We start from the raw sequence: 11512 nt of genomic DNA, 5'->3' as shown, positions 1-11512 counted from the left end.
GAGCTCGCAGTGGACACACAACAAGAACAAACACTGAGAACAGACATTTATCTCGTACTATCTGCACTTTTTCGTAGTGCGCCTAGTGATGAAATGCTGGCGTTCCTGAAGTCGCTAGAAATTGAACCGTCTGAGAGCGCGATGCAAAAAGCTTGGCTCGCACTGCAACAAGCCGCGAACGAAACGCAGCGAGAAGCGTTAGAAGAAGAATATCAAGATCTGTTTATTGGCATTGGACGTGGTGAAGTTGTGCCATTCGGATCTTGGCATCGCACTGGCTCGATGATGGAAAAACCGTTAGCGGAAATTCGTCGCGATTTGGATCTTTTAGGCATCGAACGAGAAGAGAACGTGAAAGAGCCTGAAGACCATATTTCTGCACTGTGCGAAGTGATGGCAATGCTGACAGGTGAAGAGGAAGAACTTCAACAAGCGGTGTTTAACAAACACATCGCCCCTTGGTTCCAATCTTTTACGCGCCAACTAGAGAGCGCAGAAAGCGTGAACTTCTACAAGCCAGCTGCACAGCTTTGCGATGCGTTTTTAACGTTAGAGCAAGTGCGCTTTAGCGTGAACACCAAAAGCAGTAAGAACAAATTAAAAATTGATGTGAAAAACGTCACTGATTACGAGTAATCGAGCAGTACTTGGTCATATCGATAGAGAGGCATGAGTCTCCAAAGATCTACCGTAAGGTAAGGAAGCAATGATGAAAGATAATAAAGAAATAAACACAAGCCGTAGGGATCTCCTAAAAGGCTTCACAACCGCTGCCGTTGCCGGTGCTGTTGTTGCGGGAACCACGAAAGTGGCCGTTGCTTCAGAAACGGTTGAGCCTTCTGAAAACGACGTGAAGAAGAAAGGGTATCGTGAAACTCAACACATTCGCGATTACTACGACACACTTTAGGAGATAACGGATGAAACTTGTCAAACGCTCCGACAGTGTGAGCAAAGAAACGAACCAGCTTGGCGTATCTCGTCGTGCATTCATGAAAAACACTTCGCTTGCCGCTGGTGGCGCAGTGGTTGGTGCTAGTCTATTCGCACCGGGAATGATGAAAAAAGCGCAAGCAAAATCAGTCGATCCAGAAGCGAAAACAGAAGTAAAACGTACTATCTGTTCTCACTGTTCAGTGGGTTGTGGTATTTACGCAGAAGTTCAAAATGGTGTTTGGACGGGTCAAGAGCCTGCATTCGACCACCCATTTAACGCCGGTGGTCACTGTGCAAAAGGCGCAGCACTGCGTGAACATGGTCACGGTGAGCGCCGTCTTAAATACCCAATGAAGCTTGAAAACGGTAAGTGGAAAAAGCTTTCTTGGGATCAAGCGATCGAAGAAATCGGTAACAAGGTGATGGACATCCGCAAAGAGTCTGGCCCTGATTCGGTTTACTTCTTGGGAAGCGCAAAGCACAGCAACGAACAAGCGTACTTGTTCCGCAAAATGGCATCACTTTGGGGCACTAACAACGTTGACCACCAAGCGCGTATTTGTCACTCAACAACCGTGGCGGGTGTAGCAAACACTTGGGGTTACGGTGCGATGACCAACTCTTTCAATGACATGCACAACTGTAAGTCGATGCTGTTCATTGGTTCAAACCCAGCTGAAGCACACCCAGTGGCGATGCAGCACATTCTGATCGCGAAAGAGAAGAACAACTGTAAGATCGTCGTAGCGGATCCTCGTCGTACACGTACGGCAGCAAAATCGGATCTCTATGTATCACTTCGTCCAGGTTCTGACGTAGCATTTATTTGGGGTGTGTTGTGGCACATCTTCGAAAACCAATGGGAAGATAAAGAGTTCATCCGTCAACGAGTATTCGGTATGGATGAAATCCGTGCTGAAGTAGCGAAGTGGACGCCAGCAGAAGTAGAGCGCGTAACAGGCGTAAGTGAAGAAGACGTTTACCAAACAGCAAAACTGCTTTCTGAAAATCGCCCAGGCTGTATTGTTTGGTGTATGGGTGGTACTCAGCATACTACTGGTAACAACAACACACGTGCTTACTGTGTGCTTGAGCTAGCGCTTGGTAACATTGGTAAATCAGGCGGCGGCGCAAACATCTTCCGTGGTCACGATAACGTACAAGGCGCAACCGACCTTGGCGTACTTTCTGACACGCTACCGGGCTACTACGGCCTTTCTGAAGGCGCTTGGCGTCATTGGTCAAAAGTGTGGGAAATCGATTACGAATGGATCAAAGGTCGTTTCGATGACAACGCTTATAGCGGTCAGAAACCAATGCACAGTGCAGGTATTCCTGTATCTCGTTGGGTTGATGGTGTACTGGAAAACAAAGACAACATTCGTCAACGCGAAAACATCCGTGCAATGTTCTACTGGGGACACGCAGTTAACTCTCAAACACGTGGTGTTGAGATGAAAAAAGCGATGCAGAAGTTGGACATGATGGTGATTGTGGACCCTTACCCAACGGTTGCTGCGGTAATGAACGACCGTACCGACGGCGTTTACCTGCTTCCTGCAACAACACAGTTTGAAACACACGGCAGCGTTACCGCATCTAACCGTTCTCTACAATGGCGTGATCAGGTGATTGAACCTTTGTTTGAATCAAAACCAGACCACGAAATCATGTACCTGCTTTCGAAGAAACTGGGCTATTCCGATCTTCTGTTCAAAAACATCCGTGTTGAAAACAACCAGCCGGTGATTGAAGACCTAACGCGTGAATTCAACAAAGGCATGTGGACGATTGGTTACACAGGCCAAAGCCCAGAGCGTTTGAAAGCGCACCAACAAAACTGGCATACGTTCCACAAAACCACATTGGAAGCGGAAGGTGGCCCTGTCAACGGTGAAACCTACGGTCTACCTTGGCCATGTTGGGGTACACCGGAAATGAAACACCCAGGCACACACATTCTATACGATACGTCTAAGACGGTTGCAGAAGGTGGCGGTAACTTCCGTACGCGCTTTGGTGTGGAATTCGAAGGCAAGAGCCTTCTTGCAGAAGACAGTTACTCGAAAGGCTGTGAAATCAAAGACGGTTACCCAGAATTCACTGACAAGTTGTTGAAACAACTTGGTTGGTGGGACGACTTAACTGCAGAAGAGAAAGTGGCAGCAGAGGGCAAAAACTGGAAAACAGATTTGTCTGGCGGTATTCAGCGTGTCGCGATCAAGCACGGTTGTATTCCATTTGGTAACGCGAAAGCGCGTGCGATTGTTTGGACGTTCCCAGACCGTGTGCCACTGCATCGTGAACCACTTTACACACCACGTCGTGACCTTGTAACGGATTACCCAACTTGGGAAGACAAAGATGCAATCTTCCGTGTTCCTACGTTGTATAAATCCATTCAAGAGCAAGACAAATCGGGCGAGTACCCAATCGTTCTGACTTCTGGCCGTCTGGTTGAATACGAAGGTGGTGGTGAAGAGACGCGTTCAAACCCTTGGCTTGCCGAGCTTCAACAAGAAATGTTTGTTGAAGTGAACCCGAAAGACGCGAACGATCTTGGCTTTAGAGATGGTGATGATGTTTGGGTTGAAGGTGCAGAGAAAGGACGAATCAAGGTGAAAGCGATGGTAACACGTCGTGTGAAACCTGGTTTGGCGTTTATTCCGTTCCACTTTGGCGGTAAGTTCGAAGGTGAAGACCTACGTCCTAAATACCCAGAAGGTACACAGCCTTACGTTGTTGGCGAATCGGCCAACACGGCAACCACTTACGGTTACGACCCGGTTACCTTGATGCAGGAAACCAAAGTAACCCTATGTAACATTCGTAAAGCGTAAGGAGTCTGACAATGGCACGAATGAAATTTCTATGTGACACCAAACGCTGTATCGAGTGTAACGGCTGTGTTACTGCATGTAAGAACGAAAACGACGATGCGCTTGAATGGGGCATTCAACGTCGCCGCGTGGTAACACTAAACGACGGTGAAGCTGGTGAAAACTCTATCTCTGTTGCTTGTATGCACTGTACCGATGCGCCTTGTATGGCAGTTTGTCCAGCTGATTGTTTCGAACATACCGAAGACGGCATCGTTCTTCACAATAAAGATCTGTGTATCGGTTGTGGTTACTGTTTGTTTGCTTGTCCGTTTGGCGCACCTCAATTTCCTAAACAAGAAGCGTTTGGTGAACGTGGCAAAATGGATAAATGTACTTTCTGCGCGGGCGGCCCAGAAACAGAGCCTGGCTCTGAGGAAGAACGTCAAAAATACGGTGCGAACCGTATCGCAGAAGGCAAGTTACCGATGTGTGCATCGCTTTGTTCAACTAAAGCGCTGCTTGCGGGTGACGCAGAGAAAGTCTCTGACATTTTCCGTCAACGTGTGGTAGAACGCGGCGCGAAAAACGCAGGTTGGACAGACGGAAACGATCTTTCTTACGATGCGACGAAAAGCTAAGTAAGGAGAGGCACATGTTAAACACGCTTAAACGTGCATCTTTAGCAATGCTGTCAATGATGACAGCATTGCTGCTGACTTTCGCAATGCCTGCTTCAGCAGAGGAACAATCTTCTAAAGTTATTCAACAGGAGATCACGCGACTCGCCGGGGCAGACTATTGGCGTGAAGTCAGAGAGGGGCAAGAAGGCTACACCACGTCCCAATCGCCAGAACATGGCGTATTGATCAGTAAACCTGGTGAGACTTGGTACATTCTAAAAGAGAAATGGATGTCTCCTGCTGGTGCTGTCGCGATTTTCGGCAGTATCGCGATGGTTATCATGGCTTACGTATTCGTTGGTCCTTTGATGCTTAGCAAGCCGCGTACTGGTAAAAAAATGAAGCGTTGGTCTCGTTTAGACCGCGCGCTTCACTGGAGCATGGCGTTTACATTCTTAACGCTGGCATTCAGTGGTTTGATGCTGGTTTACGGTAAGCACTTCTTAAAACCGTACGTTCCTACTGAGTTCTGGGGCTTTATCGTCATGTTGGCGAAGCAGTACCACAATTACATGGGACCATTGTTCTTCATTTTACTGATGCTCGTGCTCTTTAAATGGTGGCGCAAGTCGATTCCAAACATGACAGATGTTCGTTGGTTTATGAAAATGGGCGGCATGGTTGGTAAACACAAAGGCACACATCCGTCAGCTGGTTTCTCAAACGGTGGTGAGAAGGCAATCTATTGGTTGTTAATCTTCTTTGGTGCTATCGCGGCAGTGAGTGGCTTAGTTCTGGACTTTCCTATCTTTGGCCAAACTCGCCGTGACATGGAGCTTTCTAACTTAGTTCATGCGATTTCGGCGCTGATTCTAATCTGTGGCTTTATCTTCCACATCTATATTGGTCTATTCGGAATGGAAGGTGCGCTAGAAGGCATGGTGACAGGTGAAGTTGATGAAACATGGGCGAAAGAGCATCACGATCTTTGGTATGAGGAAGTGAAGTCCAAAGAAGCGATGGGTGAAACAGATACGGCACAAACGGAAGTAAAAGGAGCGAAAGCGAATGAACAAACCTCATAACGGGATTTGGATTGCGTACATCCTGAGCTGTCTGACCCCGTTTACGTTTCTGATCTCAGGCGTTATCGCAATTATCTATGCGGGTTACCGATTAGATAAGGGAGAAGACAGCGACGTAGTGATTTCTCATTACTACGGTTTAATTCGCACCTTCTTTCTCTACCTGACGTTTTTTGTTGTGTTGATCGTCACCGTCGCGACTTCTAACGGTGTACTCGTTGGCGTGAGTGATTATTGGTTGCATAGTACTTTGCTTGAAACCATCGCTTACTTTATTCCTTGGGTAGGGATGGTGTTTGCTGCATTAGCCATCTTGGTGTGGTTTATGCGAATGTTTCAAGGGATGCAGCAACTGCTCAATAACCAACCACACAGACCATCGACAGGTCCAAACCTTTAATCAGTATTCTTTAAGCAAAACCGCCGTAATAGGCGGTTTTTTTGTTGCTGTTTTGTCTCAAATATGAAGCACTTAGTCGCAGTGGTGATACTTGATGCAACTTATTGAGTGAATTTACGTAACTGGGCAGAAAATCATAGTTAAGTAAGAAACATGTAAAAAAATCGCGTCACGATGAGACATTAGTCTCACTCACGCTATTGTTCATTTACTCAGGATTCATCGTCCCGTTAAAGTACGCTGCGCTCAGAAATTCAAAGAGTTGCATACGTGAAAATTGCCATCAATACATTCAGTCTACGCATACAGAGGAATCTCTATCGGAGGATGTTTGATTAAGGCATCTTGCTCTCACAAATAAAAAGAGCGAAACGAGCATTAAATGATGCGGCAAGGTAAGAAAAGGACAAACACGTTACGGCTATGATCCCTCAATTCGTCATTCCTATCACGAATCGCTTTGGCGAAAGTTATCACTTCTCTGGTCAGTTACTTACTAGCGGCGAACCTAAAACATTCGTGACCAAACAAGAGGCAATAGAGTTTCTTGAGAGCTTTGGTGAGCTTGACCTTCGCTCTGTCGAGGACTTGTTCTATACGATTGGTCAACTCAAGCCAAACATACCTGACGGTGAGCTTACTTCCCAACACTATAATTCAACGTTTGCCAATGCTTTGGTGAACGGTGATTTGCATGTCGCTCGAATTGTACCTACCGGCGAAAACTACGCACTCTCGTCAGCGGTTACGCCTCCACCGACTCAAAATACCGTCAATGCAAAACCATCGAAGGGAAAGGGGAAGTCGAATAAAAAGAGTGGCAGAAGTGCCGCATCCGCCAAGCCTCAGCAACAAAGCAGCGAAAAACATGAGAAAGCCGGTGATCCTGTATCACTTGTGACGGGTGAAGAAATTCTCGAACTCTATGATATCGAGCTACAACAAGGTACTACTTGGCAGCGTACTTACCGCTCTTCGCAGTCGGATGTAAATCATGGAATGGGCTTTGGTTGGCGACATGCATTTCAGTTTGAATTACGCGAAAAGACGGACGAGAAAGACAATGTTATCGCTTGGGAGTTTGTTGACGATAAGGCCGATATCACAGAATTTGAGCCAGTAGATATTGGAGCAACAAGTTACCAGATATACGCTGGTGCGAGCTGTTATTTCCTAAATTCAGCAACTCGGATCGTGACGCTCGCTAGTGGGCATCAATATCGATTTGAACAGAAAGATGATCGTTGGGTTGTTAAACAAGTCAGAAATGGCACGTTTTCAACGTTTCAACTGCAGTATTCTCGAAACCATCGATTGATCGAGATTGCATACAACAAGCGTCCGGTTCTTGAATGTCAATATGATAAGCAAGGACGCCTTGTAGAACTGCTAAATGCAAAGTCCCAAAAAGTTCTGACAACTTATACCTATGATGAGCACGATGATTTGGTCAGTGCAACTAATCATTTAGGCTTAAAGGAACAGTATCAATACCGCGGGCATTTAATTGTTAAACGTGTACGACCAACTGGCTTTACTCATTATTTTGAATGGGATGGCGAAGGTGCAAAAGCGAAATGCATCAGAAACGTTGGGGACGCAGGAATTTATGACTATCGCTTCCATTATCAAGGAAATCACTCTTCTTATTCTGACTCGTTAGATCATCAATGGTCTTTCTTGCATGACGAGCAGGGTAACTTACTCGAGAAAATAAGCCCCACAGGTAGAACTTGGCGATGGCAATATGATGAATTAGGGCGAAAAGCGCAAGCTATCTATCCTGATCAGTCAACGGTCAATTATCAATATAATCAGCATGGTCAATTAGTTTCTAAGTTTCATTCCTCTGGCAAAGAAATTCAATATGGTTATGACGGCTTAGGTAAGTTAGTTAAAACGGTTTCACCTGACGGGGATATCGAGAAGGCTTACTACAATAGCCTCGGTCAAAGAGTTTGGGATACCGATCAGTTCGGCTGTGTCACGGAATATGATTACGATAAACACGGTCAAGTCGTCAAAAAAGAGTCTGAAGATGGTAAGAAAAGTCAGTGGTGGTGGGATGAACAACAAAGACTTATCGCGAATGAAATAGACGGTACATTACTTCGTTATAGCTACAATGAAGAAGATTTAGTGAATGGCGTTGCTTATCCCGATGGGTGTATTGCTCAACTCGCTTATGATCAATTTGGCAGGCGTACATCAGTTCGTTATTTTAACGACGAAGACAAAGTCGGTTATAGCGAAGAATATTCTTACGATGAGCACAGCCGTGTTGCTCAGATTCGAACGCCAGCAGGCATTACCTCGTATCAATGGGGAGCACTCGCGCAACAAGAAGCAGTCATCTTTCCCGATGGCAGCCATATTTCTTACGAATACGATCAACAACGTAACCTGACTAAATTAGTTCGGAGTGACGGCTTAGAGTTCGAATTCCTGTATGACGATGAAGGCCAGCTGTCAGGAACTGTCGGGTTTGATAATCTACAAAGCCAATTTGATTATGATCATATGGGGCGAATCCATCGTAAGCAAGTCGCCGATAGGACGGTGCTGTATCGCTATGACGCTGCGGGTTATCTCAAGCACGTCAAAGCAGGAAATGGTAGCAGTATTGTAGAGAACCACTTCAATTATACGCTTGGTGGGCGACTTACTTTCGCATCCAATCGCCATCACACACTGCAATACCAATACTCTTCATTCGGGCATTTAACAAAGCGCATTCAAGGCCAGTTTGAGATAACGCAGGAGTTTAACAGAGTTGGCCAACGCGTATCTCAGGTACTGCCAGATAATACGGAGCTGAACTTCTCTTATGATCGATATGGGCGTTTTTCAGCGATTCGGTTTGGAAACCTAGATTTACCTCAAATCAAATTTCATTACGATGAAATGGGACGAGTTTCCCAAATTGAAACGGCATATTTTAATGAGCGCATCATTTATGATGGTGTTGGTCGCTTGGTTGAACAGCATTGGCCAGATAGAGAGAAAAAGTACGTTTACAATGCGCAAAACCGTATTTCATCAATCATTGATAATACGGCAGGAGCAACACACTATCAGTACGATGCCTTAGGGCAACTTAAACGAGTCAATGCTTCCGGAGATGTGGCTAAATTTGAATACGATAGTTTTGGCAATCCTACTTTGCCAACTTCAGAGGTATTCGCTGATCGTATTGAAGTACACGATGGTGTCAGGTTCAAATATGACGCGCAAGGAAACCAGACAAAACGTGAGGGGCAAGGACACGTTCAGACTCGCGTATTTGATGCGTTAAATCAGCTCATTGAAGTTCACACCGACGATGGTATCAGTCAATATGAATATGATGCATTAGGGCGCAGAACGAAAAAAATTACACAACAAGGCGTTACGGAGTTCTTGTGGGAAGGGGAACGTTTAATTGGTGAACGCTCTTCAGGTGCTTTCCGCTGGTACCTATATCAACCCGAAACCTACACGCCAGTGGCACTGCTAGAAAATGACGTTATTTATTGGTACCAGTGCGATCAAGTTGGTAAACCAGAGCGACTAATCGATTGCGAAGGGAATGTTGTATGGAGTGCCAGTTACGATGCTAACGGCTTTGCTCATGTACATATTGAAAATGTAGCAAATCCACTGCGTTTTCAAGGACAGTACTTCGATCAAGAAACCGACTTACACTACAACCTCGCTCGGTATTACGATCCTAAGCTAGGACGCTTTATCCAACAAGATCCGATATCTATTGCTGGTGGCATTAACCATTACCAATATGCAGTCAACCCAATTCAATGGATTGACCCAACAGGTTTCCTATGTGAAGAAGGGCTAAAACGCTTGGGTCAAATGTTGGCAGAGTATCAGGCGCAAAGCGATGTCCCCCAAGAGGTTTGCGATCAGATTTTAGAAGCAGCAAAAGAGTCATCCGTCGGAGAAGATGGCGTTCGCTCGCAAGTCAAAATCCGAAAACCCAAAGGTAAAAATCATATTCGATATGAATACGATTTAGACCATATTGATTGCGAGAAGAACGAGATTACTTTTTATCGCCACATTAATCATTCTGACGGAAGCAAACATGAAGTGCAGTACGTAGTCGGGATAGAAGAGTTTGTTAATGCTCACGTGTTTGATTCAGAGAAGGTCGGTGGCGATAAGACCTGCACCATCTTCACCGAGGACCTAGTGCTGAATAAAGCGGATTACAAGGATAACTCAGAATTCGAATTCAATAATAAGGATGAGGATGAGAATGAGAAATACAAACTTTCTGAAGAATGCAAACAAAAGGTTGATGAGTGTTTAGCAGAACGTCAAAAGGCAATGGATGCGCGTAGCGGCGAAGAAGGGCATAACGCCCAAATTGCTAAAATTAACCAGCAGTCAGCAAAAATTGGTGAGTTGGTCGCGGATGACTTTGTTCGGAATATACGCCCTAATGCTAAGTTGATCCATCCCAAAGACCTTGCAACTTCGGGATCGAAACCAGGTGATTTCGATATGGTGTACCTCTCAGATGATCCTGAAGAAATCATCATCGTCGAGGCTAAGGGTGGCAGCAGCCCGCTCGGCAGTCGTAAAATTGGAAATATGGCATATCAGCAAGGGACAACTGAATATACAGCAGCAATTATTGGTGAGATGTCTAAGCAAGAACAAGGTACAACGGAAAAGATTGCTGCAAATCACATCAAATCCGCTATCAAAGATGATATTCCGATTCGTTATATTCATACACAAGCAGAAATATCTTCAGATGGTAAAGTCTCGAAAATTAAAGCGAAAGAATTTGATATAGACATGGGAGAATTTGGAAATGTTTGATGCCAAGGAATTAAAAAAGATTGAGCGATTGGCTCATATTAGTCTAACTCAAGCGGCAATAGATGCTTACAGAGAAGAAGTAAAAGAGAACTTAGATAAACGAAAAAGGCGCATTGCGATAAAAAGAGAAAACTTGGTTTATTTGAGTGATGATGTGTCTGAGCAAATTCGCCTGTATACATGGCTACCTCCATTAAATGATGATGAGAGAACCGGCACACTATGTCTATATGAAGCATCATTAATGCGTGCATTTTATCATCAGCTCGCCATGAGACCTGACGAGCCTCAAAGTATTCAATTACCTGGATACCCGGAAGTAACCTGGAAAGGTGAAGGTATTTTAAAAACGGGGTGTTTACACCCTAACCGATGGCTTGATGCTTATTTCACTTCGGTGATCGTGCGTGACAGGCCAAGTATGGACGTATTGGCGAGCTTTCCGATTTCTCTGATGAAACAAAGTTCTACGAAGGCTGGTGAGCTTTCTTACATGCTGGTGGATGTGATTCAGTCATTCCACAACCGCACATCGGATTACCCCGATAAGCTAGTCGCAGCAATGGACGCTGCAGTTGCTCAGGGTGATGACTGGGCATTAGAAATCGCCATGGGCATTTTAGAAACCTTTGCCGCCCTGACAACCGATATTGATTATGACTTTGAAGAGGTACTCATTAAGAACCTGCAGTTCCAGGAGCAATATCAAATGCGCTTGGATGCTCCTAAAAAATTGATTTCAATCGAAACCTTCATCTCTTTCCCTCTGCTTGGCATGGCTTGTATGTGGTACGACAAAGGTAACTGTTTATCTGTTGAAAC

The 11512-nt window shown here is 45.2% G+C and carries 8 protein-coding genes; all 8 read left to right on the top strand.

The features are described 5' to 3' along the window. Positions 1–9: 9 nt before the first annotated feature. Positions 10–636: a molecular chaperone gene (locus R7E38_RS10640; protein WP_005377544.1), complete on the top strand. Its 627-nt coding sequence runs from the start codon at positions 10–12 to the stop codon at positions 634–636. 73 nt (positions 637–709) lie between these two features. Continuing rightward, entirely contained in the window at positions 710–910 is a 201-nt protein-coding gene (locus tag R7E38_RS10635) for a twin-arginine translocation signal domain-containing protein (RefSeq protein ID WP_005377542.1), read from the top strand. A 10-nt stretch (positions 911–920) separates the two neighbouring features. Then, the gene (locus R7E38_RS10630; protein ID WP_226083601.1) at positions 921–3776 is read left to right on the top strand and encodes a formate dehydrogenase subunit alpha; all 2856 of its coding nucleotides are present in this window, start codon (positions 921–923) and stop codon (positions 3774–3776) included. 11 nt (positions 3777–3787) lie between these two features. Beyond that, positions 3788–4396 carry a formate dehydrogenase FDH3 subunit beta gene (gene fdh3B / locus R7E38_RS10625; protein ID WP_005377536.1) on the top strand — a complete coding sequence of 203 codons (609 nt, stop codon included), beginning with the start codon at positions 3788–3790 and terminating at the stop codon, positions 4394–4396. Between the two features lie 14 nt (positions 4397–4410). Next, a complete protein-coding gene (locus R7E38_RS10620) occupies positions 4411–5463 on the top strand; it encodes a formate dehydrogenase subunit gamma (protein WP_226083600.1) in 1053 nt (350 codons plus the stop codon). Further along, on the top strand, positions 5447–5863 hold the full coding sequence (locus R7E38_RS10615) for a hypothetical protein (protein ID WP_226083599.1): 417 nt from the start codon (positions 5447–5449) through the stop codon (positions 5861–5863). Before R7E38_RS10620 ends, R7E38_RS10615 begins: the two co-directional genes overlap by 17 nt. Before the next feature lie 423 nt (positions 5864–6286). Beyond that, on the top strand, positions 6287–10690 hold the full coding sequence (locus R7E38_RS10610; protein WP_226083598.1) for an RHS repeat-associated core domain-containing protein: 4404 nt from the start codon (positions 6287–6289) through the stop codon (positions 10688–10690). After that, the coding region (locus R7E38_RS10605; RefSeq protein ID WP_226083597.1) for an immunity 49 family protein at positions 10683–11512 on the top strand (830 nt) is incomplete at its 3' end. The genes R7E38_RS10610 and R7E38_RS10605, both read left to right, overlap by 8 nt.

Origin of the sequence: Vibrio sp. Vb2131 (assembly GCF_033338535.1) — a bacterium.
Taxonomy (GTDB): Bacteria; Pseudomonadota; Gammaproteobacteria; order Enterobacterales; family Vibrionaceae; genus Vibrio; species Vibrio alginolyticus.
Note: the sequence above shows the minus strand (reverse complement) of the source record. Positions and strands in the feature narration are given on the sequence as shown.

Bases quoted from the DNA above. Each gene is read 5' to 3' on its own strand.
- R7E38_RS10635 (WP_005377542.1), top strand. From the start codon at position 710: ATGAAAGATAATAAAGAAATAAACACAAGCCGTAGGGATCTCCTAAAA.
- R7E38_RS10630 (WP_226083601.1), top strand. From the start codon at position 921: ATGAAACTTGTCAAACGCTCCGACAGTGTGAGCAAAGAAACGAACCAG.
- fdh3B (WP_005377536.1), top strand. From the start codon at position 3,788: ATGGCACGAATGAAATTTCTATGTGACACCAAACGCTGTATCGAGTGT.
- R7E38_RS10620 (WP_226083600.1), top strand. From the start codon at position 4,411: ATGTTAAACACGCTTAAACGTGCATCTTTAGCAATGCTGTCAATGATG.
- R7E38_RS10615 (WP_226083599.1), top strand. From the start codon at position 5,447: ATGAACAAACCTCATAACGGGATTTGGATTGCGTACATCCTGAGCTGT.
- R7E38_RS10610 (WP_226083598.1), top strand. From the start codon at position 6,287: ATGATCCCTCAATTCGTCATTCCTATCACGAATCGCTTTGGCGAAAGT.